The 24,635-nt window shown below is 36.6% G+C and carries 19 protein-coding genes and 1 pseudogene; 4 read left to right on the top strand and 16 right to left on the bottom strand.

Going from position 1 to position 24,635, the window contains the following annotated elements; translation table 11 throughout:
• Positions 1-1,907 (top strand): annotated as a pseudogene (locus ACE025_RS03350) (ABC transporter permease/substrate binding protein).
• 67 nt (positions 1,908-1,974) lie between these two features.
• Here ACE025_RS03350 and ACE025_RS03345 read toward each other — a convergent pair.
• From ACE025_RS03345 to ACE025_RS03320, 6 genes are all read right to left on the bottom strand, one after another.
• Complete coding sequence (locus tag ACE025_RS03345) at positions 1,975-3,972, bottom strand: FtsX-like permease family protein (RefSeq protein ID WP_485937459.1); 1,998 nt, start codon at positions 3,970-3,972, stop codon at positions 1,975-1,977.
• On the bottom strand, positions 3,965-4,732 hold the full coding sequence (locus tag ACE025_RS03340) for an ABC transporter ATP-binding protein (RefSeq protein ID WP_485937457.1): 768 nt from the start codon (positions 4,730-4,732) through the stop codon (positions 3,965-3,967). Before ACE025_RS03340 ends, ACE025_RS03345 begins: the two co-directional genes overlap by 8 nt.
• 292 nt (positions 4,733-5,024) lie before the next feature.
• Entirely contained in the window at positions 5,025-7,019 is a 1,995-nt protein-coding gene (locus tag ACE025_RS03335; RefSeq protein WP_485937455.1) for an ABC transporter permease, read from the bottom strand.
• Positions 7,012-7,779: an ABC transporter ATP-binding protein gene (locus ACE025_RS03330; RefSeq protein WP_485937453.1), complete on the bottom strand. Its 768-nt coding sequence runs from the start codon at positions 7,777-7,779 to the stop codon at positions 7,012-7,014. The genes ACE025_RS03335 and ACE025_RS03330 overlap by 8 nt, the downstream gene beginning before the upstream one ends.
• A 116-nt stretch (positions 7,780-7,895) precedes the next feature.
• Positions 7,896-8,921 carry a sensor histidine kinase gene (locus ACE025_RS03325; RefSeq protein ID WP_485937451.1) on the bottom strand — a complete coding sequence of 342 codons (1,026 nt, stop codon included), beginning with the start codon at positions 8,919-8,921 and terminating at the stop codon, positions 7,896-7,898.
• A gap of 1 nt (position 8,922) precedes the next feature.
• Positions 8,923-9,603 (bottom strand): response regulator, encoded by a 681-nt coding sequence (locus tag ACE025_RS03320; RefSeq protein ID WP_485937449.1) that lies wholly within the window; start codon positions 9,601-9,603, stop codon positions 8,923-8,925.
• A 182-nt stretch (positions 9,604-9,785) separates the two neighbouring features.
• Here ACE025_RS03320 and ACE025_RS03315 point away from each other — a divergent pair, with 182 nt between their 5' ends.
• Positions 9,786-10,460, top strand: a complete 675-nt coding sequence (locus tag ACE025_RS03315) for a hypothetical protein (RefSeq protein ID WP_485937447.1) — start codon at positions 9,786-9,788, stop codon at positions 10,458-10,460.
• Positions 10,461-10,756: 296 nt separating this feature from the next.
• On the opposite strand, the gene recQ is transcribed toward ACE025_RS03315, so the two are convergent.
• The 6 genes from recQ to ACE025_RS03285 form a co-directional block, all read right to left on the bottom strand.
• Positions 10,757-12,925, bottom strand: coding sequence for a DNA helicase RecQ (recQ, locus tag ACE025_RS03310; protein WP_485937445.1), 2,169 nt, complete (start codon positions 12,923-12,925; stop codon positions 10,757-10,759).
• A gap of 124 nt (positions 12,926-13,049) precedes the next feature.
• Complete coding sequence (locus ACE025_RS03305) at positions 13,050-14,735, bottom strand: methyl-accepting chemotaxis protein (RefSeq protein WP_485937443.1); 1,686 nt, start codon at positions 14,733-14,735, stop codon at positions 13,050-13,052.
• A gap of 252 nt (positions 14,736-14,987) precedes the next feature.
• Positions 14,988-15,845, bottom strand: coding sequence for an ABC transporter ATP-binding protein (locus tag ACE025_RS03300; RefSeq protein ID WP_485937441.1), 858 nt, complete (start codon positions 15,843-15,845; stop codon positions 14,988-14,990).
• Positions 15,846-16,853 (bottom strand): FecCD family ABC transporter permease, encoded by a 1,008-nt coding sequence (locus ACE025_RS03295; protein WP_485937439.1) that lies wholly within the window; start codon positions 16,851-16,853, stop codon positions 15,846-15,848.
• Between the two features lies 1 nt (position 16,854).
• Positions 16,855-17,841, bottom strand: a complete 987-nt coding sequence (locus tag ACE025_RS03290; protein WP_485937437.1) for a FecCD family ABC transporter permease — start codon at positions 17,839-17,841, stop codon at positions 16,855-16,857.
• A complete protein-coding gene (locus ACE025_RS03285) occupies positions 17,828-18,775 on the bottom strand; it encodes an ABC transporter substrate-binding protein (RefSeq protein WP_485937435.1) in 948 nt (315 codons plus the stop codon). The genes ACE025_RS03290 and ACE025_RS03285 overlap by 14 nt, the downstream gene beginning before the upstream one ends.
• A gap of 250 nt (positions 18,776-19,025) precedes the next feature.
• Here ACE025_RS03285 and ACE025_RS03280 point away from each other — a divergent pair, with 250 nt between their 5' ends.
• Complete coding sequence (locus ACE025_RS03280; protein WP_485937433.1) at positions 19,026-19,667, top strand: pentapeptide repeat-containing protein; 642 nt, start codon at positions 19,026-19,028, stop codon at positions 19,665-19,667.
• 93 nt (positions 19,668-19,760) lie between these two features.
• Here the strand turns inward: ACE025_RS03280 and ACE025_RS03275 are convergent, their stop codons facing one another.
• Together ACE025_RS03275 and ACE025_RS03270 are read right to left on the bottom strand one after the other, a co-directional pair.
• Entirely contained in the window at positions 19,761-20,231 is a 471-nt protein-coding gene (locus ACE025_RS03275; RefSeq protein ID WP_485937431.1) for a glutathione peroxidase, read from the bottom strand.
• 194 nt (positions 20,232-20,425) lie between these two features.
• Complete coding sequence (locus ACE025_RS03270; RefSeq protein ID WP_485937429.1) at positions 20,426-21,013, bottom strand: acetate uptake transporter; 588 nt, start codon at positions 21,011-21,013, stop codon at positions 20,426-20,428.
• Between the two features lie 187 nt (positions 21,014-21,200).
• On the opposite strand from ACE025_RS03270, the gene ACE025_RS03265 reads away from it, so the two are divergent.
• Positions 21,201-21,947, top strand: a complete 747-nt coding sequence (locus ACE025_RS03265; RefSeq protein WP_485937427.1) for an alpha/beta fold hydrolase — start codon at positions 21,201-21,203, stop codon at positions 21,945-21,947.
• A gap of 53 nt (positions 21,948-22,000) precedes the next feature.
• Here ACE025_RS03265 and ACE025_RS03260 read toward each other — a convergent pair whose 3' ends face one another.
• Both ACE025_RS03260 and rlmD read right to left on the bottom strand, forming a co-directional pair.
• Positions 22,001-22,981 (bottom strand): tRNA dihydrouridine synthase, encoded by a 981-nt coding sequence (locus tag ACE025_RS03260; RefSeq protein ID WP_485937425.1) that lies wholly within the window; start codon positions 22,979-22,981, stop codon positions 22,001-22,003.
• A 273-nt stretch (positions 22,982-23,254) separates the two neighbouring features.
• Positions 23,255-24,631 carry a 23S rRNA (uracil(1939)-C(5))-methyltransferase RlmD gene (rlmD, locus tag ACE025_RS03255; RefSeq protein ID WP_485937423.1) on the bottom strand — a complete coding sequence of 459 codons (1,377 nt, stop codon included), beginning with the start codon at positions 24,629-24,631 and terminating at the stop codon, positions 23,255-23,257.
• Positions 24,632-24,635: the final 4 nt, after the last annotated feature.

Here is a 24,635-nt window from a genome sequence, read left to right as displayed (position 1 = left end):
ATGGACTTTTTAGATAATATACCAAAATTACCAATAGCAGAAAATATTGAAAACTTTATGGATTGGGTCACAGATACTCTAGAACCGATATTTGATTTTGTTCAGTCTTTTAGCGAAATCATAATGGAAGGTCTGACAGATTTACTCTTACTCATTCCTGCCCTATTATTCATTGTACTAATAGCTGCAATTTGTTTCTTTGCATCCGGTAAAAAATTCGGATTAGCTGCCTTTTCAATTGTAGGATTATTCTATGTTCAGAACCAAGGTCTATGGGATGATTTGATGAGTACGATCACCTTAGTCATTGTATCTAGTTTGGTTTCCGTGATTATCGGTGTGCCACTAGGAATTCTGATGGCTAAAAGCAAGTGGGCAAACACAATCGTTACCCCTATTCTTGACTTTATGCAAACAATGCCGGCCTTTGTATACTTGATTCCCGCAGTAGCATTCTTTGGAATTGGTATGGTGCCCGGAGTTTTCGCTTCAGTCATCTTCGCACTTCCACCTACTGTGCGCTTTACAAACCTAGGAATTCGTCAAGTTTCTGAAGAATTAGTGGAAGCTGCTGACTCATTTGGTAGTACAGGGTCACAAAAATTATTTAAAGTTGAACTACCTTTAGCCAAATCAACGATTATGGCCGGTATCAACCAAACCGTTATGTTAGCTTTATCAATGGTCGTTATTGCTTCAATGATCGGCGCTCCAGGGCTTGGTTCAGAAGTACTATCTTCACTACAAAGAGCACAAGTAGGAACAGGCTTTGTATCAGGACTAGCCCTAGTTATCCTAGCCATCATCATCGACCGCCTAACACAAAAATTCACTAAGTAAGAGCGTGGAGTAGAGCATTTAGGATTCCGTAGAGTTCGATTTTAGATTTTAATTGGCCGTTTTTCCCAATAAAAATCTAAAAACGAAATCATAGGAAGCCTGCTCTACGCAACGCGTTTTAAATAATAGGACAAACCAGCACAGCGGATAAAACACAAAAAGGAGAGATTGATTTGTCAAAATTCAATTGGAAAAAAGCAGGTTTAACAGCTGCATTAGCTACAACTCTTATTTTAGCAGCTTGTTCATCAGACGACGCTTCTAAAGAAGATACTGTAGGAAAAGGTGAAGAAATCGAGTTGTCTTATGTTGCATGGGATACTGAAATTGCTTCAACAAACGTTATAGGTAAAGTACTAGAAGATTTAGGTTATGATGTTGAACTGACTCAATTAGATAATGCCATCATGTGGGAAGCAGTAGCAAATGGCGAAGCTGATGGAATGGTAGCTGCATGGTTACCAGGAACTCACGGAGCACAGTTTAAAAGATATGGCGACCAAATGGTTGACTTAGGCCCTAACTTAGAAGGCGCAAAAATTGGTTTAGTTGTTCCAACTTATATGGAAGATGTTAATTCAATAGAGGACTTAACAGATGAAGCCGGCCAAACGATCACAGGTATCGAACCTGGTGCTGGTGTTGTAGCAGCTTCTGAACGTACTGTTGAAGAATACCCTAACTTAGAAGGTTGGAACGTACAAACTTCTTCTTCTGGAGCAATGACGACTACATTAGGTCAAGCTTATGAAAAAGAAGAAGAAATCGTCGTTACCGGTTGGTCTCCACATTGGAAATTCGAGACATATGACCTTAAATATCTAGAAGATCCTAACGGTACTTTTGGAGAAGCAGAAACGATCAACACAATGGTACGTGAAGGCTTAGAAGAAGAAATGCCAGAAGCTTACCAAGTATTGGATCAATTTGAATGGTCAGTTGAAGACATGGAAAGCATCATGTTAGACATCCAAGAAGGAACTGATCCAGAAGATGCAGCTGAAGCATGGATTGAAGCAAATCAAGAAAAAGTTGCTGAATGGACTGAAGGCGTAACAGCTGAATAATATTGATTGTTAAAAAGCAGCTTAGCACCCATCATGTGGGTGCTAAGCTGCTTTTTTTAATACTTTTTTATTTTACAATTGAGAAGTAAACTTTTGATGTGATTCGGTAAATGATCCAATACACTAAACTAAAGAATAAGACTACTCCTGCAATACACAAGATGACTAACGTAGTATCAGTTACACTGAAGAATAACAACATCTTTTGGATGATCGGAAAAGCAAAGGCGACATGCATGACTGCAACCAGTAATGGTAAGAAGAACATCCAGATAATTTGAGAACGTGTTGACTTTTCAATCATCTGCTTGTCCAACCCAACTTTTTGCATAATCTGGAATTTATCTCGATCATCATAACCTTCTGAAACTTGTTTGAAATACGTAATCAGAATCGCTCCAAAGGTAAATAATAATCCTAAAAAAATCCCAACAAATAAAAATCCACCGTTAGTGTTGTACCATTCTTGTCTATTAGCATCTCTGGAGTCAAGAAAAGATGAGAAACCTGCTTCTTTGATTGTTTTTTCCATCGTATGACTATATGCAATTTCATCGTCTTCTGTTCCAGTAGTATCCCAGCCGATAATAGCCCGAGTACCAAACACAAAAATATCTGGATTTTCTTCAATATATGACGCTATGATCGAATCTGTCTCGTCTACGCTAGATGTCACCAATATAATAGTCTCTACAAGATTATTACCTTCAATAAGTTTTAACTGTTTCTCTACTTTATTTTTTATGGAAGAATCTGTAAATTGGTGAACTGGATGAACCCGACCTGCTAATTCTATTGTAGAACCCGAATAAGGTCCTTTTGAATGGTAGATCGCCACTTCTCCTTCTTCGATTTGTAAAGGTGCATCAATCATTCTTTCTATATCTTCTTGAGGAATCAGCATCATTTCAGCAGGAACAAAATTTCTGCTAGTAGAATCTGCTAAAAGGAATGTATCATTTTCTAAGCTGCCACTTAGGGTTTCGTAGCGATAACTAGAATAATCTGTTATAGCTAATCCTGCATTTTCTGTTTCTGTACGTACAATATTTTCAAACTCTTCCATATCTTCTGCAGCCTTGAGTTCAAAAACTGTCGCATTGTGGTCATAAGGGAAACGCGACTCTAGTGTTCCTTCAGTTCCTAAATAAATAGCTACAGTCGTTGAAACAGCTATAATGATCATCGTGGCTAAAATACAGATATTTGCTAATCCTGCAGCATTTTGTTTCATTCGGTACAACATCCCCGAAATCGAAATAAAAGCATTTGGTCGATAGTAAAGCTTTTTGTTCTTCTTCATAGCTTTTAAGATGAAAATAGATCCTGAAATAAATAACAAGTAAGTTCCGGCAATGACCAACAAAACTGCTATAAAGAAATACAGTATGGCACTAACTGGATCTTCAATAGAAAGTGATATCCCATATCCACTTCCTAAGAAAATCATGGAAAGTAAAAATAGGATAATCGAACTTTTCGGCTCCTTCTCTCCGCTTTGCTTTCCTTTTACCAATTCAATAGGATTGCTAAACGTTACTTGACTGATGTTATACAGTAAAGCTACAAGGAAAATGAACGTAAAACCAGCAAATGTAATCAAAGCCACTTCAAAAGAAAAAGGATAATCCATGCTCACTGGAAACTTCAAGAGATAATTCAATGCTAGGAATACGAATCTTCCAATAATTTGTCCGCTGATGATTCCGATCAGAATACTTCCTAAACTAGTAATCAAGGACTCTAACAATAAAACAAATGCTACATGTTTTTTCTTCATTCCTAATATAGCGTATAACCCGATTTCTTTTTTACGACGTTTGATCAAAAAACTATTCGTGTACATAATAAAAATAAATGAGAATACACCGATTACTATTGATCCCAGCATAAACATCATTGGCAGAGTGGATGAACGTTCTACAAGAAAATCATTGTAGACCAATGACGTCATTAGATAGAACATAGCTACAGTTGCAATAGATGCTATAATGTAAGGCACATAGATTTGTTTATTTGCCCGAATGTTTTTTACCGCCAACTTCGCAAATAATTGCTTAGTCATGTTGTTCACCTCGGTTAATCAGAACCATGAGTGACTGACTGATTTTTTCCATAAATTGATCAACAGTTTGATTTCCTCGATAAATTTCATTGAAGACTACTCCATCTTGGATAAATAAAACACGATTTGAGTGTGCTGCTGCACGTGTACTATGTGTGACCATCATGATGGTCTGTCCAGCTTCATTAATCGCTTCAAACGTCTCCAATAAGCTTTGAGATGACTTTGAATCTAATGCTCCAGTGGGCTCATCAGCTAAAATCAATTTGGGCTGAGTAATTAACGCTCTTGCTACTGCAGCACGTTGTTTTTGTCCACCAGATACTTCATAGGGATAATGTCCAATCAAGTTGGCAATGCCTAATTTTTCTACAATTGGCAACAAACGAGCTTCCATTTCTTTGATTGGCGTATTGGATAATACAAGCGGCAAAAGAATATTGTCTTTGATCGAAAAATTATCCAATAAATTAAAATCTTGGAAAACAAATCCTAAGTCTTTTCTTCTGAAATCTGATACCTTGCTATCTTTGATATCTGCTAAATTTTTCCCTTCCAATAAAACTTCACCTGAAGTTGCTTTATCTAACGTAGATAAAATATTCAATAAAGTTGTTTTTCCTGATCCGGACTCACCCATCACAGAAACGAATTCTCCTTTTTCCATCGAAAAGTTCACATCTTTCAATGCTTCTACCTTTTGTTGCGAAAATTGAGTTGCGTATGTTTTTTTTAAGTGGTTGATTTCTAATAAAGTCATTTTATTTTCCTCCTCGTGTTCTAACTAAACCTATTGTATTCTATTAGAAAAATCAGTGCCTTTATCTATTCTTACAAAAAGACAAATAACCTTACAATTTTGTAAGGTTGCTTAATTTGAAAACTTATACTGCTCTGAATGGTTCCCTGTATGAACAACAGGTATAACAACTGAGTAATAATTAACATAAAACAAGATCCGCTTTACGGCTTAACGCCTAAGAGCGGATCTTGTTTTTAATTGCGTATATTTTAAGTCAAAAGCTGATCTGTTTGCTCACTTTCGCAGTCATCTACTTTACAATTGAGAAATAAGCTCTTGAAGTTACACGGTAGATGGTCCAGTACAAAAGACTGAAGATTAGCACTACACCAATAATAGATAAAACGATCAGTCCTTGATTTGCCAATCCGAACACCAGCAGTAATTTACTAATAATCGGGAAAGCAAACGCAGTATGCACAACAGCTAACAGCAAGGGCAGGAAGAACATCCATACAATTTGTGAACGCGTAGATTTTTGAATAGTCTTTTCATCTAGTCCCACTTTTTGCATGATTTGGAATCTTTCTCTGTCATCATATCCCTCTGAAACTTGTTTGAAGTATGTGATCAAAGCAGCGCCGAATGTAAACAATCCTCCTAAAAATATTCCTATGAACAACAATCCGCCATTCATTTGGTACCATTCTTCTTGTTCCAGTTCTCTAGCTCTATAACTTAACGAATAATCTTCAAGATCATACACGATATCTATCAGTTCTTCTGCATACGTTATTTTTTCTTCTGATGTACCGCTAGTGTCCCACTGAACTGAAGCGAAACCATCAAAGTAATTATCAGGATAAAGTTCCTTATAATCCTCCACAATTCCCTGCATCTCTTCTGCTCCATTTGTCAGCACTACTGTCGTTCCTACAACAGTTGTTCTTAACATATTTTCTAATTGATCGTTGATTTTGTTGCTTGCATCTGAGTCGTTGATTTGACGAACTGGATAATCTTGTTTTCCTAATTTTATCGTTGGCTGGTTATAATCAGTCTCAGAATTTAAAACGACTACTTCATTACCATCCAGTTCTATTGCAGTGTCTGTTATATTTTCAATATCATCTTTTGGGATGAATACTACTTGAGTATCTACAGATTCTCCTTGTAAGCCTGATGAAAAAACAAACTCATCATCTTTTAAAATTCCATTTAAAGAGTTGTATCGATAAGCGACTATTTCTTGTAATGCTAATTCTTTTTCCTCTGTTTCAGTCATAACCAACTCTTGAAAATTTGACATATCTTCATAGTCCGCTTCATGCAGACTGACTTCGTTTTCATATGGGAATTGCACTTTTAATGATGCTTCCGAATCTACAAACACCGCTGCTGTTGTTGAAACTGCTACTATGACCATTGTAGCCAGTATAGAAATGTTCGCTAATCCAACTGCATTTTGCTTCATTCGGTACAACATTCCTGAAATAGAAATGAAAGCGTTCGGACGGTAGTACAATTTCTTGTTCTTTTTCATGGCTTTTAGAATGAAAATAGACCCCGAGACAAACAGCAAATAAGTACCAATAATCACTAGCAAAACAGCGATAAAGAAAGAACCTATAGCGCTCAATACGTCATCTGTAGTAAGAGAGATCCAGTAGCCAGATCCTAATGCAATCAAAGAAATAATAAATAGTAAAATCGAACTTCTAGGCTCTTTCTCACCTGTCTGTTTGCCTCTTACCAATTGAATCGGGTTTGAGAAGGTCACTTGACTGATATTGTATAAGAGAGCTGTAAGAAAAATAATCGCAAACACAACTGCAGTAAGTAAAGCTACTCCGATAGAGAAGGGATAGTCCATACTGACTGGAAATTTCAACATATAATTTAATCCTAAAAAGACAAAACGACCGATAATTTGACCGCTGATGACCCCTATAAGAATGCTCCCTAAGCTTGTGATTAATGATTCAATAAAAAGTACAAAAGCTACGTGCTTTTTCTTCATCCCCAAAATAGCATAAAGTCCGATTTCTTTCTTTCGTCTTTTGATCAAAAAACTATTTGTATACAAAATAAAAATCAAGGAAAAAATACCGATAATAACTGACCCAAGTGTAAACAATACAACGATAGTAGTGGCGCGCTCTATAAGGTACTCATTTTGTACTAACGACGTCATCAAGTAAAACATCGCCACTGTAGCAATTGATGAAATGATATAAGGGACATAGATTTGTTTATTGGACCGTATATTTTTTACTGCCAACTTCACAAATAATTGCTTATTCATTTTGCTCACCTCGATTGATCAATACCATCAGAGTTTGAGTGATTTTCTCCATAAATTGATCGACTGTTTGTCCACCACGATAAATTTCATTGAATACCATACCATCTTGAATGAACAAAACACGGTTAGAGTGTGCTGCAGCACGCGTACTATGCGTTACCATCATAATAGTCTGCCCGGTTTCATTGATGTCTTCAAACGTTTCTAATAAGCTCTGAGAAGCTTTAGAATCCAACGCACCTGTCGGCTCATCAGCTAAAATCAGTTTTGGCTGAGTAATCAAGGCTCTGGCAACAGCTGCCCGTTGTTTTTGACCGCCTGAAACTTCATATGGGTAATGACCGATCAATTCAGCTATCCCTAATTTTTTTACGATCGGCAATAAACGGTCTTCCATTTCTTTTACGGGTGTATTTGACAAGACTAACGGTAACAGAATATTGTCTTTGATCGAAAAGTTGTCCAATAAATTAAAATCCTGGAAAACGAATCCTAAGTCTTTTCTTCTGAAATCCGATACTTTACTGTCTTTGATGTCTGCTAAATTTTTTCCTTCCAACATTACTTCTCCAGAGCTTGCTTTATCCAATGTAGATAAAATATTCAATAAAGTCGTTTTCCCTGAACCCGATTCCCCCATTACTGAAATGAATTCTCCTTTTTCAACGGTAAAATTGACATCTTTCAGCGCTTCTACTTGTTGATTTGAGAAACGAGTTGCATATGTTTTCTTTAAATGATTTACTTCTAATAACGTCATTTTATTTCCTCCTCTTGTTCTAACTAAACCTATTGTATGCCGTTAGAACAAATGGTGCCTTTATCTATCCTTACAAAATGATAGACAATCTTACACTTTTGTAAGATTGTCTTTGGTTAAAAAATTTCTACTGTTTCGCGGTTCAAATCAATGCTGACTCGAGTACCTTCGCCCACTTCTGATTGAATCGCTAATTTGTGACCTAAGCGGCGACAGATTTTCTTGCTCAAAAAGAGCCCTAACCCAGTAGATTTTTCTTGGACTTTTCCGTTCCATCCAGAATACCCTTTTTCAAATATCTTTGGAAGGTCTTCTGAGCGAATACCTATTCCAGTATCTTCTATAATCAAATGATTCTCTTGTTTCGGATCCATATAAATTTTTATCTTTCCATTTTCAGGAGTGTATTTTAAACTGTTCGACAAAATTTGCTCTATTAAAATAAGCAGCCAGTTTTCATCTGACAGGACTTTTTTTTCAAGCGGTTGGTAGTCCAATGTGATGCGGTTGTAAATAAATAATATTGAGAACTTTTTAAGTACTTTTTTGATCACATGGTCCAATTTTACTTCATCTAAATCAAGTTCTTTTTCTGCTTGCTCTAATTTCAAATAATTCAAAGCCATATGCGTGTAATTTTCTATGCGAATCAATTCCTGGCGAACCTTTTTAGTTAGGTCTGTATTTCCACTATTTTGCTGCATCAATAAACTCATTGCTGCAATAGGCGTTTTGATTTGATGGAGCCATAAGGTGAAATAATCCATCTGTTCAGTATTCTTTTCTTGTTGGCTGTAACGAAATTCTTCTATATCTTCCATTAAATGATAAATCTCTTCAATCAGATATTCTTCTGAAGGATCAATGGACGGTGCGAGGTCTTTCAAAACAGTCAGAGGCTGAGTTTCGATATACTTCAATGTTTTATATCGGTTATTGTACTGGACAAATTGTACAACCAAGAAGCTTAAAAATAAAAATCCTGTCAACAGTATGCCGTAAAAATAAAATTCCAGAGGCAAACGTCCTAAAATGAATAGAACGCCGTAAATGATGACCATGCTCAAATAAATGGCTATCTCATAACGTTTAACGGATAAAAAACCTCTAAATACTGCGCTTTGCTCTTTTAAATACGTCATTTTATTCCCCTTTCGTCAATCCATACCCATAACCTTTTTTAGTCAAGATGAAATTTTCTAATCCCATTCCAGCTAACTTCTTTCTCAACCGTGCAATATTAACAGCTAATGTATTATCATCTATAAACGCTTCATTTTCCCATAAACTGACCATGATGGCTTCGCGAGAAACAAATTCGCTTTTGTGCAAAAATAATTGCTCCAGTATTTTCATTTCTGTTTTAGTTAAAGCCATTTCTTCTTCTTCAAACTGCAACGTCAATTCATTTACTTTCAAATAGACACCTTGATGGTTCAAAAAAGAATCGTTTTCGTTAAAGTCGTAAGTCCGTCTTAGCAAAGCTTGTATTTTGGCAATCGCAATCGTCAAATCGAAGGGCTTACTGATAAAATCATCTGCTCCCATTTGGATCGCCATAACAATATCCATTCGCTCGTTTTGCGAAGAAATAAATATAATCGGTACCTGAGACACTTTTCTGATTTCTGTACACCAGTAGTATCCATTAAAATAAGGCAATTTGATATCAATCAATACTAATTGTGGTGCTTGTTCTGTAAACAGCTCCATAACCTGATTGAAGTTTGTTGTATAAAACGCTTGATAATCCCATTTCGTTAACTCTTCTTGTAAGCTTTCAGCAATCGTAAGATCATCTTCTATGATCATAATTTTTTGCATATGTTCACCTCATTATAAATATGTATCCTTCTATTTTTCTATTATAGCGGAAACGCGTCTATCCTTAAAATAAATTTAAATCTTCCATTAGTGACGACTTTTCAAACATACCTAAAAAGGCTGGTTTTTGAATAGCGGTTGTTATATGATGGGTTTATAAAATGCATTGAAAGGAGTCTTTCATGAAGAAGTATGGTCCAATTATCGTATTATTGCTTTTATTTTTCGCTATTGTTTATATTGGATTGAACCAAACCAAAACATTCAGTAAAGAAGCTGTTCAAACAAAAAGTATTGAAAAAGAAGTTGCTGCAGAATCTCGCGCAAAAGAACCTCTTTCAGCTGATGGATTGACCGCAATTCAAAGAGTAGCCGCTAGAGGACAACAATTGACTGGCGACATCGGAAATAGTATTTCTAGTAATTTATGGGTCGTTGAAGAAGAAACAGAAGAGATAGAAGAAGTTGTTGAAAGTGAAGAAATCGACTTAGAATCAGAAGAAAGCGAATTTTATGAGGAAACGGAATACAATTCAGAATCCAGCTCTCAAAACAATTCAAAAAAATGGTCAAAACCGAAAAGTACTACCGGTACAACAACTAAGAAAACAACTAAACCTAAAGCTAAACCAAAAACTGAAACTGAATCGTCAGAATCTGAGTCTTCAAAAGAAGAGAAACCTCAAAAAGACGAAGAGAGTTCAAATGAAAACCCTGTTGATAAGAAACCTGATACACCTACTACTCCACCAGCTGAAGAAGGAAGTTCAGATGAAACACCTGAGGAACCTGAATCTTCTACCCCTCCCGCAGAGTCAGACTCAAGCGCAGACATCGAGAATGATTTTTCTGAATAAATGAGTGACTACATAAAAAGCCCTATTCTACTTAAGTTATATTAAGTAGAATAGGGCTTTTTATTGGTGGTTATTTTTTTATTCGATGGCTAACCTGTTCTATTAATCAAACGAACCCTTCTTCTTCGCACACTTGATTAATAGAATAGGTCTATTAATCAAGTGTGGTTGCTTTGGAGTTCTACTTGATCAATAGAGTCGGTCTATTAGTCAAATGAACATGATCAGATGTTTCATTTGACTAATAGACAACACCTCATCACCAAACCTAAGCTATTTTCAAGGATACAAAAAGACTACTTCGCTTCTGCTTTTACTTTCGCTAAGACAAACTTGATTTCATCGTAAGAAATCGATTCAGTTACAGCTTCTTTGATGGATTTCAGTGAGGCCGTTCCCACTTCTGCCACAGCTTTTCTTATCTCAGATTCAGCTTCTGAAGTAACTAATCTGGAATAATCTAGTTCTGCTCTTTCTTGGATCAAAGTACACAAATGATTCACTATTGTTGTCGGTGACAAATCACGAATAGATGCAATTTCTTCAATGGTCTTGCCCTCTTGGAAAAAGCTCAATGTCTCTTCATGCGTTTTGCCTTTCTTACGCTGCCCTGTTGCTGAAGGTGCTGCTTTTAAGATTTCTTTGGTAGATAAATTTTCTGTTCGCAGTTGTTCAACATTCAAATCATTGCTGCTGACATACTCTCTAATAAGTGCTAAGAATTGTTCCCCATAATCAGCCAGTTTAGCTTCTCCTACTCCATGAGTGGTTAAAAATTCAGCATCTGAAGCTGGAAATTTAGCTGCCATATCGATCAAGCTGCGATCTGAAAAAACAACAAATGGCGGTTTTCCCAATCCTTGAGCGATCTCTTTACGCAATTCGCGCAATCGTTCAAATAATCCTGAATCATAATTTTCAATATTTTCGACTGATTTTTTCGTCGTTGTCTGTTCTTCTTTCAACGATTTGGTCATCGACAAACGTACTTTAGCTTGCAATAAGTCATTAGTCTTTGTTGTGAATTGCAAAATCGGGTATTGATCCCCGCCTAAGTGCAAGTAATTTTTGCTGATCATGATAGAAATCATATCTTTTATATCGCCGTCTGTGTATTCTTTCATCAATCCATAAGTAGACAACGCTTCAAAACCTTGCTGCTTGATACGACTGGTTGATTTTCCGCGTAACACATCGACTATTAATCCAGTCCCATAGGCTTGATTCATACGGTAAATACATGAGAGGATTTTTTGGCATTCTACAGTAATATCTGTTTTGACCATTTCTCCATCACAATTTGAACAATGATCACACTCCGTCCACTCTGGTGTTTCATCAAAATAATTCAAAATGGTTTTTCTCAAACAGCTTCCCGTTTTACAATAGGTAATCATCGTATTCAAATTCGATTTAGCATGAGGATTATTTCCTTGTTCAATCAAAAAGGTGTTGGTAATGATATCTTGTCCAGAATAAAAGAGGATTGCTTCAGATGGAGCTCCATCTCGTCCAGCACGACCGGCTTCTTGATAATAACTCTCCATATCCAAAGGCATGTTGTAATGAATGACTCGTCTGACATTTGATTTGTCGATCCCCATCCCAAATGCATTCGTAGCTACCATAATGGGTTTCCGGTCGTACAAGAAGTCATCTTGATTTCGCGTCCTTTCTTGAGGACTTATCCCTGCATGATACATCGTTACCGGATAACCTTTTTTGACTAACGTATCATAAACTGTATCCACATTTTTTCTCGTATTGCAGTAAATAATGCTGGATTCTTTGTTGTCCAAAATACGCAGCAATTCATCAGCTTTCTTTTTCGGTTTGACCACTGAAAAATACAGATTCGGGCGATCAAAACTGGAAATATATTGATAAGGGTGTTCTAGTCTTAATTGCTTGATCATATCGGCTCGAACTGGTGTAGTCGCAGTCGCCGTAAATCCGGCAAATGGTGGACGATTGTTCAAGACATCCATTAATCGTGGGATGTTTTGGTAACTTGGTCTGAAATCATGTCCCCACTGAGAAACGCAATGCGCCTCATCTACGGCTACTAAATTGACATTCATTTGTTGAACGTAAGATATAAAGGTTTCATTTTCTAAGCGTTCTGGGGAAACATACATCAAATCCAATTCTCCATGAACGGCACTGTATAAAATACTTTCTTGCTCGTAAAAAGACAGTTGGCTATTGATATAAGCTGCTTTGACGCCCATAGTCTGCAAGGCATCTACTTGATCTTTCATCAATGAGATCAAAGGGGAAACGACAATCGTTACCCCTTCCATACAAATAGCCGGAATTTGATAACAAATCGATTTACCTCCTCCAGTAGGCATAACCCCTAAAGCATCTTCTCCTCTTAAAACAGCTTCAATCAGTTGTTCTTGTCCAGGCCGAAACGACTCGTATCCATAATAGTGTTTTAATGTTTCTAGAATTGATTTCATAAGGACCTCCATAAATCTTTCATCTGCAATTCTGCTCCTTACTAGCCTATCATATTTTTCTGTGGGGAAAATAAAAAAAGACGAAAAAATGTAAGAACATTTTTCCATCTTTAATAGGAACATCTTAAACGCTGAATTTTCTGACGAAACCAGTCAATTCTTCTGCCAACTGAGCTAAGAAAGTAGCTGATGAGGAAACTTCTTCGGTTGAAGCCAGTTGTTCCTCTGTTGCAGCAGCGATTTCGCCAGTTGTTGCAGAAGAAGTTTTTGCCGCTGCAGCTACTTCTTCAATCGAAGCATTCACTTGTTGGATACTCGCTGAAATTTGCTCTGAAGCAGCCGATAATTCTTGTGTTTGAATAGTTGTACTTTCAATAGATTGAACGATTCGTTCAAATGACTTGCCAGTTTCTGCTGCTATTGTCATCCCTTGAACAATCTCATCGCTTCCATGATGCATCATTTCAACGGCTTTTGATGTATCGGTTTGAATGTGCTGGATCAATTTTGCAATTTGATTAGCTGACTCTCTGGATTGTTCCGCCAATTTTCGTACTTCATCTGCTACTACGGCGAAGCCCTTGCCATGCTCTCCGGCTCTAGCAGATTCTATTGCCGCATTCAGCGCCAACAAATTCGTTTGATCAGAGATATCTGTTATGACGCTTATGATTTTTCCAATCTCGATCGATCTTTTTTCCAAAGCTTGAATAACTTGATTCGTTTCTTCATTTGCTTGAGAAATCGTGTTCATTTGACGAATAACTTCTCGAACATTTTGATTTCCTTTAGCTGCTTGTTTTATCGTTTCTATCGTTGTTTGAGCTACTGTGGAAGTGTTCCCGGTAATTTGCAAAATACCTGTTGCAATTTCATTTGCTCCATGGGCACTTTCATTTGTATTTCTGCTTTGAACTTCAATACTTTCTGCTACGTTACTAATCGAATCCGCTACTTGATTAGTCGCAGCAGTTGTTTCTTCCGCTATAGCCAGTAGTTCTTGTGAAGAAGAGGCTACTTGTTCTGAAGTTTGGCTGACTTTTTCGATCATGTCGTGCAAGTTGTTCAACATTTTGTTGACTGCCAAGGCCAAGTGGCTGATTTCATCTTTACTTTTTACCTCTATTTCCTCTACGGTTAAATTGCCGTTTGCTATTTCCTCAGCCACTTCTGTAACGATTTTTGCTCTTTTTGCTATTTTACTGCTTATCCCAAGAGCTGTCAAAATACCTGTTACGATCGCTAATAAACTGATGATCAATATAGTATCCGTTGACCTTTTTGTCTGTTTGGTTAAGTCTGCACTGATTATTGTAAAGGAATCCTCATGATAAGAAATCAATTCTTCGCCAATAGTATGTATTTGATTCGTTATTTCACTGCCTCTGCCATCCATCAGCGCAGTATACGCTTGAGTATCTTCAGCTTCTTTATAAGTAATAGCTTCTTCAGCTATTTCTATCCATTCTGACTGGGCTGAACTGATTTGATCTATGAGTGTTAAACCTTCTTCGTGTTTCGTATGTGATGTCAGGTTGGCCATATGTTTTTGGAACTCTTTTCCACTCTCATCAAAGGCTTCTAGGCTTTCAGGATTGCCTGTAGCTAAGTAAGTTTGTAATTCTATTTGTTGCCGATAGCTTTCAGATATAGCATTCGACGTCAAATGAATCTTGTTGGTACCTTCCTTTATGGTAGATGTGTATTCATCATTTACAGCATTTAATTCGAAATAGGCAATACCACTGATAATGATCAATAGTGCAATAATACTAAAAAAACCTGTTAATAATTTTTGTTTCAACTTCATGAATCTACTACCTTCCTTTTTATGTATTAACCGTCTACCTTTTAAAACTTCAAACTCTTTTCCCCTATTTTGTTAATCGGTTAATCTGAAAAGAAATGTAATTTCTTTTCATAAAAATACAAATATTTTTCATTAAAAGTGAATAGTTTGTTACGAAAATCATTAACTTTTAGTTTTTAATGCATTTTTATGCGACAAAGCCGACACAAGTAAAATATAGCTTTACTTGTGTCGACTTTGTTATTTTTCTGATTACAGAGCAGAATTTTTTTTATGTTTGCAATTTAAATCACATTTTTTTGTACAACCTAATATAAAAGTCTCTTTTTTTGTCACTTCATACTCTAAGCAGATCGGGTATCTGTTATCTTCACTAAGCTGTAATTTAGCTTCTATGCCGTATAGCTCACTTAGTGTTTCTCTAGTGATGGCTTCGCAAGGAGTTCCTTGGCAGATCAATTTCCCCTTTTTTAAACCGATAATATTATCGGCATATCTGCAGGCATTATTCAGCTCATGCAGCACCATCACGATCGTAAAACCGTCTTGTCGATTTAATTTATGCAATAGTTGTAAAATTTCTTGCTGATAAGATAAGTCCAAATAAGTTGTAGGTTCATCCAACAAGATAATATCTGTCTCTTGGGCTATAGTCATGGCGATCCACACTCTTTGCCGTTGACCTTGAGATAAAGTTTCTACTTTTCGATCCTCAAAGTCTTCCAGTTCGGTTTCTTGAATTGCCCAATCAATCATTTGTTTATCGTGTTTAGATAAACCTCCAAAACTTTTTTGATAAGGAAATCGTCCATAAGCGATTAGTTCTTTGACTGTCAATCCATTCGGACAAATTGGTTCTTGGGGCAAGAATGCGATTTGAGTAGCTAAGACCTTTTCTTTTTGTTTAGAAATATCTTTTCCATTTATAGAAATTTGACCTTCTTGAGGCTTGATGACTCCGGCAATACTTTTTAAAAGAGTTGATTTTCCGCATCCATTTGCCCCTACAATGATATTGATTTTGCCTTTTAGAATGGACAAATCCAGTTTTTCGATCACAGTTTGTTCTTCGTATCCTGCTGATAATTCTTTTACGGCTATAGCTTCCATCTAATTCTCCTTTATGATCAAATACATGAAATAAGGGACCCCCAACATTGAAACAATAATACCCACAGGTATTTCTATCGGTGAAAATAAATTTCTAGAAACAGCATCTGCACACAACATAATAATGACGCTGATCAACGCTGAAACAATCAACAGATGTTTATGAGAAGAACCGACTAATTTTTTGGCGATGTTTGGGGATATCAATCCAATAAAACCAATATTTCCAGCAAAAGCTGTAGCTCCTCCTGCTAAAATAACGGCATAAATCAACATTTTTTTCCGTTCTCGATTTCGGTTTAATCCCAACGATAAGATATGCTCATCTGACAATTGCAAAACATCCAATTTTTTATGATTCATCAAAACCAAACAAAAAACCACACTGACTAACGGTAAAAGGATACTTGCATAATCCCATCCTGTTCCCCATAAGCTGCCTGACGTCCAAATCAAAACTTTGTTGTACTCTCCTACTCCTCCTCTAAAAATAAAAAACGTCATAAAGGCGCTCAGACCTGCATTTATTCCTAAACCTATCAACACCATTCTTTTAGGTTTGATACCTTGCTGGTTGGAAAGAAGGTAAATAACAAATGCTGTGATTCCCGCACCGATAATAGCCATAATAGGCAGCAAGTAAATAGAGAAAGACCCAAGTTGACTGTAATAATGAGTCGTTTGAAACGTGACTACTAAAATAGCCCCCACAGCTGCTCCCGCACTTATCCCTATCATCCCAGGATCAGCTAATTCATTTTTAGTAATTGTTTGAACGATTCCTCCAGAAGTAGCCAGTGCCACTCCGACACAAATCGCTACTAACAATCGAGGTAAACGCAAATTAAATAGGGCTGTTTGCTGAAATTCACTGCCTCTGCCGATAAAAGTCAAAAGCAGATCCGATACCGTCATTTGATAACTTCCCCAACTCAAGTAAACCACTGCTGAAACAATAACTAACCCTAGCAATCCTATCATCAACTGTTTTATCTTATATTCTTTCACTTTAAGCAGCCTCCTTACGAGCAGCTGCTATGAAAAAAGGGACGCCGATCAATGCTGTAAAGATTCCTACAGGCATCTCATATGGTGCGTAAATCAATCGTGCTGCCATATCCGAGTAAAGCACTAAAATCGCTCCCAATAAAAAGGATAACGGAATATTTTTAACATAATTTTCTCCTACAAGCCTTCGATTGATTTGCGGGATGATCACTCCTACAAAACCAATATTTTTACCTACTGCTACAGCGGCTGCACACATCGGAATCAAGATCAGAAAAGCAATCAATCTTGTTTTTGAAGAATTTACTCCTAAACCAGCTGCTGCTTCATCTCCCAAACTGAGGACATTGATTTTTTTAGCTAATAACATGCTGAGCAGCATGCCAATTGATCCCACTACAGCAACCAACCTGAAATCAGACCAAGTAGCATTTCTAAAACTGCCGGAAATCCAAAAAGCAATAAATTGAGATTTATTGGATAAAATCCCAATAGTCGTTGTTAATGAAATAAAAAATGTACTCATAGAGATTCCAGCAAGCAATAATTTGCTGATGGAGTCGCTTTTCTTTGTATTGTAAAGAAAAAAGAGGACTAAAGCTGCACTAAAGGATGTTCCGATCAAAGAAGCCAGCATGCTGCTTTCTGTACTGATCGTAATATTCGCCGCATAAAACAGTGCGATCACCAGAGTAGCTCCTTGGCTTACCCCTAGCAAAGAAGGTTCTGCTATAGGATTACGTGTGACACCTTGTATAAGTGCACCACATGCCCCTAAAATACCTCCTGTAAACAAAGCAGACAATACTCGAGGGATTCGAACATCTCTGATCAGTAGTTGATCCAATGAATTGTTTGGATGCCTTAAACTATTCCATAAATCTGTTATATTAATAGATTCTGTTCCTAGACTGATTGCTAAATATATTCCAACAATCAAAAAAAGAAAACATGCGATGACGAAAAAGTGATTTTTAATCCGTTTCATCTAACATCACCGCTATTTCATCTAGCAGTAATTCTCGACCTATTGGACTATAACCTTGATTAAAATAAGGAGAAGCATCGAGTGAAGTCACTTTACCTGCTTTTACTGCAGATAAATTATTCCAGATTTCATTTGCTTGCAATATCTCTAAGTCTTCATCAGTAGCGATCACAAAAATATGATCTGCCTCAATCGCAGCCAACCCTTCATACGTCACTACTGGTAAACTGATATCGGTTTGTTCCGGCATTCCTGCTGGTTTCTTTAATCCTATATCTTCGTAAAGAACTTCGCCAAAACCCGCTCCGTCAAAAACGAAAAATTGACCACCACTTGCTAGAAAAGACAAATACGTTGTGTCTTCTCCATTCTTTTCTTTAATCGTATTCCCAATCGCTGCAGCTTTTTCTTCATAATCTTTCAACCATTTTTCTGCATGATCCTCTTGATGAAAAACGCTTCCTAAAGTTTTTACGTCTTCTTTCCAATCCAACGCTTCTAATTGGATCATGACTGTTGGAGCAATACTTTTCAATTGCTCATACACTTTTTCTTGTACAGTTGACAATATAATCAAATCAGGTTTCAAATTCATCACTGCTTCTACATCGACAGTGTCTTGCATACTATACCCTAGAATAGTCGCCCCTTTTAAAATGTTTTCTAGGTATGAAGGAAACTTGGTATAATCATACGCGTCACTGTTAGCTGTTCCAACAACCTCGTAACCTAAAATAGATAAACTATCGCTATTTCCACTCAAATCAACGATTCTTTTAGGATCTTTGGGAATCTCAACTTCCCCTTTAACATCCGTTACGATCGTAGTTTCCACTTTTTCTTGAGATTCACTCGCTTGTCCAGCACAACCTGTAAAAAACAACACAGCCACAAAAATCAACAAACTTATTTTAACGTTTTTTTTTATCTTCATATCTTAAACTCCTCTTATTTTCTCCCAACTCAAAGTTCAATATTTCACAAATAATCTTATTCTCTTATATTATACTCAATTTCTACAAAATGTTAAGCTTTTTTTGCCGTAATCTTACTCCTTATTTATCTGTCTCGATATTTTGATTATAATCTACTAAAAGTAGTCTTATAAAAAAGTCTAATCATTTTCCAGTTGATCTAAACCACTGTTCTTGTATGCTATACTGTTTAGCGAAAGAAGGGAATATATGAAACTTAAAAAACCTGTCATTTTAGAAACCGTATTAACTACAAAGGATTTTCGAACTATTTTAGACGATGAAGATTATATGTTGGGAGATTGCGTGATCTCTCAATCTGATTTTTCAAATGAAGTTTTAGATAGAGCACATTTGCACCACGCTGTCATCAAAAACAGCACCTTTACTCATACCGATTTCAGCAACATCGATATTGTAGATGTTCGGTTCATCAATTGCGATTTTTCAAATGCTGATCTGAGTAAAGCTTCTATTCATCGCGTTGAATTTGAAAATTGTAAATTATTGGGTATCAATCTCCCTGAATCCAGTTTAGGGAATGTTTTATTCAACAATTCGATTCTAAATTTTGCCACCTTCAGTTCATCTAAACTTGAAAAAATCATTTTTCAAAATTCTTCTCTAGAAAACAATGACTTTTATGGCTGTACGTTAAAGAATATTGTTTTTGACAACTGCAATCTGAATGAAGCTGCATTTGAACAAACTCCTTTAAAAGGTATAGACTTCAGCTTATCAACTTTCCACTCACTTAGGGTATCTCCAAACGATTTAAACGGGTGTACCGTTTCTCGCGAGCAAGCTGTTTATCTATCTACTCTTATGGGGTTGAATATCACAGATGCTTGACAAATAGATCCTACTTCAAAGTACTAATTAAGAGCTTAAAAAAAACAGCATTTGATCACAAATGACATGCGTGATTGGATGCTGCTTTTCATTTTACTGATATTGAGCCAATTCTGTTTCAAATGAGAGCGGTGTAGTTGTAGGTGCAAAACGTTTGATGATATTGCCTTCTTTATCCACCAAAAATTTTGTAAAATTCCATTTTACCGATTTTCCTGTGAGGCCTTTCGTTTCTTCAGTCAGTAATTTAAACAATGGATGAGCATCTGATCCATTTACTTTTATCATCTCATGCATTGGGAAAGTTACCCCATAAGTCGTGCGGCAGGATTCTGCAGCATCACTGGCTGAATCAATTTCTTGTTTGAATTGATTGGTAGGAAATCCTAGTACCATAAAATCATTCTCTTTATATTTCTCATATAACTCTTGCAGCTCATCAAACTGCGGAGCCAAACCACATTTAGTAGCGGTATTAACGATGAGTAATGTTTTGCCTTTGTATCTATCCATTTTATAAGTTTCTCCATTTTCAAGAGTCACTTCAATATCGTAAATATTCATCTGATAAGCCCCCATTTTCGCTAACTTTTTGTACTATCCTACTTATATCACTTATCACATAAAATTCATACAGATTTTATTTCAAAACAGCAGAAAGTTGACAAATCACTATGATACTATTTATTTCGGAACTCAAACCGATATGTATAAATAAAAAGACTTCGCTGATAATCACCGAAGTCTCTCCATTAACTTTATTTTACTTCTCCAATAGGCATAATATCTTTGCCATATAATTCATTCAGTACTTGTGCCATAGCTGCATAAATAGCAGAAAAACCACATAAGATCCCTTCATAGCCGGCAATCGTTAACATCAAGCTAGAACCCCTAAAGTTTCCAATTGCTAATAAAAAGAATAAAATCGTCAGAGAGCCAAAGACTACTTGCAATGCCCGGTTAATACGCAATGTTCCGATAAACATGAATAATGTAAATACTCCCCACATAAATAAGTACGCTGCCATAGATAAAGATCCAGCTGCTTTACCGTATCCCATCAATGGTAAAATATTCAAAGCAACTAATGATAGCCAAAAGAATCCATATGAAGTAAAGGCTGTCGTTCCAAATGTATTGTTTTTCTTAAATTCCATGATACCTGCGATAACTTGTGCAATACCACCATAAAAAACACCCACTGCTAAAATCATTGCATCTAATTCAAAAAAACCTGCATTATGTATATTTAACAAGATAGTTGTCATACCAAATCCCATCAATCCTAATGGTGCCGGATTTGCTGTTACTTCTTTTACTGAAACGATTTTTTCTTTCTCCAACTTAAAACACTCCTAATCATATAATGAACACACAATTTATAACTATACATCACTGTTTATATAAATGCAAAGCAAATATGATTTTTTGTCCATTTTAACAAACTTTTCACCTGTTTTTCAAAAACTTTTAACTGTATTTATTTTCTTCTCTATACTCATTTGATATGATACTCATGAGGTGGATAAATTGAAATTAACGATTCGAAAAAGAACTTTAGGGACTATTCCCATATTGGAAGTCGTTCCAACAAAAAAACGCAATGAATTGCTGCCTTTGATCGTTTACTACCACGGTTGGCAGTCAGTAAAAGAACTAAATTTAACTCAAGCCCGCTATTTGGCACGCCAAGGTATTAGAGTTATTTTACCGGACGCCATGAATCACGGGGAAAGAAAGCAACCTGTTTCCAAAATTCCTTCTTTGACGTTTTGGCAAAGTATCCAGACAAATTTGCTTGAATTCGGCTTTATCATAGAGCATTTTCGTACTATCGGTTTTGTAGATGATATTATTGGAGTAGGCGGTACTTCGATGGGTGGAATAACCACTTGTGCATTATTGACACATCATCCTGAAATCAAAGCAGCTGCTTGTTTAATGGGGTCACCAAAGTTGTCAGTCTACCGCGAAAGAATATTCGAACACGCTAAGAGGTCCAACCGTTACTTACCTCAAGACTACAATGAATTGCTGAGCTGGATTCCACAGTATGATTTGTCTCTTCATCCTGAGGCTTTAAATGGCCGTCCTTTATTTATTTGGCATGGAAAACAAGATCTGATTGTTCCTTATGAAGATGTGGCTGATTTTGCTGATGAGCAAAAAGAACTCCCAAATATTTATTTTACTGATGAAGACGAAGAGCATCTAGTCAAAACGAGTACTATGCGCGAGGTTACAACTTTTTTTGTGAAAGAATTGTTGGCAAACTAAAGAAAAAGCTGTTTTCCTAAAATAATCAGGAGAACAGCTTTTTTAAACTATTTTTATTCACCTAGTACATCTTTATTTTTTTCTTCAAATTCATCCAATAAAGCTCGTACATCATTTGTTGTTTCAGTTTCCATCAGTTGAGCTCTTAAATCGCTAGCTCCTCGGATGCCTTTGACGTATATCTTGAAGAATCGACGAAGCGGTTTAAAAGCACGAGGCTCATCAACAGTATACTTATCAAACAAATCCAAATGGATTCTAAAAAGTTCCAACAATTCTTTGCTAGGATGTTCTCTCGGTTCTTTTTCAAATGCGTAAGGATTGTGGAAAATACCACGTCCGATCATGACTCCGTCTACACCATATTTTTCAGCCAATTCTAAACCAGTTTTACGATCCGGGATGTCTCCGTTGATCGTGATCAAGGTTTGAGGAGCTATCTCGTTGCGCAATTCCATGATTTCTGGTATCAATTCCCAATGCGCATCTACTTTACTCATTTCTTTTTTGGTGCGCAAATGGATTGATAAATTAGCGATATCTTGTTTCAACAAATGCGTCAACCATTCTTTCCATTCATCAACTTTTAAATAACCTAATCGAGTTTTGACACTTACAGGCAGTCCGCCTGCTTTCGCTGCTTCGATCAATTCAGCTGCGACTTCTGGACGATTGATCAATCCGCTGCCTCTTCCGTTGCCGGCTACGTTAGGAACAGGACATCCCATATTGATGTCAATTCCACTGAATCCTTCTTTAGCCATCCCAATACTCATTTCTCTAAAGTGTTCTGGCTCGTCGCCCCATATATGGGCTACCATTGGTTGTTCATCTTCTGTAAATGTCAAACGGCCACGCACGCTGTTGCGTCCTTCTGGATGGCAGTAGCTCACAGAATTCGTAAACTCAGTAAAAAACACATCTGGTCTGCCTGCTTCACTGACTACATGACGAAAAACAACATCTGTCACATCTTCCATCGGTGCCAACACAAAAAACGGTCGTGGCAATTCTTGCCAAAAATTCTCTTTCATTTTCTATACGTAATCCTTTCATAAGAGGCAACTATTTCACCTTAAATTAAATTATCTTTATTAGCAAATATTTTATTATTGTTATTTTTTCTTCAGTACATATTAGAATTATTGTTAACCTTAAAAATTATAGCGGATTTTTTATGTTTTAGCAAATCCAATATTCATCAGTTCGTTCTCGTAGTCTTCAACTGATTATTGTTTTTTACAATAGAAAATGATTAAGGCCACGGTATCGCGGCCTTAATCATTTTGATTTGCTTTTCTTTAAGCTTAGTTTCTTGTCAACAACGTTACTGACTCAACATGGTTTGTTTGCGGGAACAAGTCTACTGGTTGGATTTTCTCCACATTGTATCCGCCCTCTGCTAATAATGCCAAGTCACGAGCTAACGTAGCTGGGTTACAGCTGACATAAACCATTTTACTTGGTTTCATTTCTAATACAGCATCGATAAATTGTCCTTCCAGCCCTTTACGAGGCGGATCAACAACTAATAAGTCAGCTGTACGTTCTTCTTCCGCCCACTTAAGCATAACTTCTTCAGCTGCTCCAAGTTGGTAAGTGACGTTTTCAACACCATTTAATGCAGCATTTCTTTTAGCATCTTCAACTGCCATTTCAACGATTTCGATTCCGTAAACTTCTTTAGCTTTTTTCGCCAAAGCAAGAGTGATCGTTCCGATACCGCAGTAAGCATCGATAACTGTTTCTTCACCTGTCATTGCAGCAAAATCCAATACTGTTTGATACAGTTTTTCCGTTTGCAATGGATTGACTTGATAGAATGAACGATGTGAAATCTCAAATGTATTTCCCATCAATTCATCTCTATATTTATCTTCTCCGTACAATACGATTGCGTCTTCCCCTAAGATAACGTTAGTTCCTCTTGGATTGACATTTTGAACAATGCTGACAACTTCTGGTAAAGCTTCTTGGATAGCAGGAATGATTTTACTTGTCGGGAACAATTTAGCTGTACGTGTAACCAATACGATCATCATTTCCCCAGTATGATATCCTCTGCGTACAACGATATGACGCAAGTTACCAGTGCCATCTTTCTCGTTATATGGTTTTACTCCGTATTCACGCATTATGTCTCGAACTACAATGATCGCTTCGTCGATTTTTGGATCTTGAATATAAAAATCTTCCATAGGAATCAAGTCATGACTATTTTTACGGAAAAATCCAGTTGTCAATAGTCCTTCAACTTTACGTACTGGAACTTGTGCTTTGTTGCGGTACCCCCAAGGCTCTTCCATTCCAATTGTATTCAATACTGGAACTTCAGGCATTCTTGCGATACGTTGCATCACATTCTCTACTTGTTGTTTTTTGAAAGCTAATTGAGCAGCATAAGACATATGTTGCAATGGTGCAATCCCTGCACGAGTATAGCTTCTATTTTTCAAAGGAACACGATCTTTACTTGAATTTAAACGGTTCATCACTTTTGCGTAACCGTAACTCTTACCTGTTTTGTGAATTTTGACCTCTACTTTTTCACCTGGTAGAGCGTCTTCTATAAATAATGGATAACCATTTATTTTAGCAACACCCATACCCTCAAATGTTAAATCTTCAATAGTAACCGTATGCTGTTCATTTTTATTTACTGGAATAGTTTGATCTTTTTTCAATTCC

It is taken from the genome of Desemzia sp. AGC72 (genome assembly GCF_057334175.1).
This window is presented reverse-complemented; position numbering and strand designations above follow the sequence as displayed.

What these genes read in the sequence shown, in the direction of transcription:
- ACE025_RS03285 (WP_485937435.1), bottom strand. Translation starts at nt 18,775, where the DNA reads ATGAAGATAAAAAAAAACGTTAAAATAAGTTTGTTGATTTTTGTGGCT.
- ACE025_RS03315 (WP_485937447.1), top strand. Translation starts at nt 9,786, where the DNA reads ATGAAGAAGTATGGTCCAATTATCGTATTATTGCTTTTATTTTTCGCT.
- ACE025_RS03345 (WP_485937459.1), bottom strand. Translation starts at nt 3,972, where the DNA reads ATGACTAAGCAATTATTTGCGAAGTTGGCGGTAAAAAACATTCGGGCA.
- ACE025_RS03275 (WP_485937431.1), bottom strand. Translation starts at nt 20,231, where the DNA reads ATGAATATTTACGATATTGAAGTGACTCTTGAAAATGGAGAAACTTAT.
- ACE025_RS03290 (WP_485937437.1), bottom strand. Translation starts at nt 17,841, where the DNA reads ATGAAACGGATTAAAAATCACTTTTTCGTCATCGCATGTTTTCTTTTT.
- ACE025_RS03335 (WP_485937455.1), bottom strand. Translation starts at nt 7,019, where the DNA reads ATGAATAAGCAATTATTTGTGAAGTTGGCAGTAAAAAATATACGGTCC.
- ACE025_RS03320 (WP_485937449.1), bottom strand. Translation starts at nt 9,603, where the DNA reads ATGCAAAAAATTATGATCATAGAAGATGATCTTACGATTGCTGAAAGC.
- ACE025_RS03305 (WP_485937443.1), bottom strand. Translation starts at nt 14,735, where the DNA reads ATGAAGTTGAAACAAAAATTATTAACAGGTTTTTTTAGTATTATTGCA.
- ACE025_RS03330 (WP_485937453.1), bottom strand. Translation starts at nt 7,779, where the DNA reads ATGACGTTATTAGAAGTAAATCATTTAAAGAAAACATATGCAACTCGT.
- ACE025_RS03340 (WP_485937457.1), bottom strand. Translation starts at nt 4,732, where the DNA reads ATGACTTTATTAGAAATCAACCACTTAAAAAAAACATACGCAACTCAA.
- ACE025_RS03325 (WP_485937451.1), bottom strand. Translation starts at nt 8,921, where the DNA reads ATGACGTATTTAAAAGAGCAAAGCGCAGTATTTAGAGGTTTTTTATCC.
- ACE025_RS03280 (WP_485937433.1), top strand. Translation starts at nt 19,026, where the DNA reads ATGAAACTTAAAAAACCTGTCATTTTAGAAACCGTATTAACTACAAAG.
- recQ (WP_485937445.1), bottom strand. Translation starts at nt 12,925, where the DNA reads ATGAAATCAATTCTAGAAACATTAAAACACTATTATGGATACGAGTCG.
- ACE025_RS03260 (WP_485937425.1), bottom strand. Translation starts at nt 22,981, where the DNA reads ATGAAAGAGAATTTTTGGCAAGAATTGCCACGACCGTTTTTTGTGTTG.
- ACE025_RS03300 (WP_485937441.1), bottom strand. Translation starts at nt 15,845, where the DNA reads ATGGAAGCTATAGCCGTAAAAGAATTATCAGCAGGATACGAAGAACAA.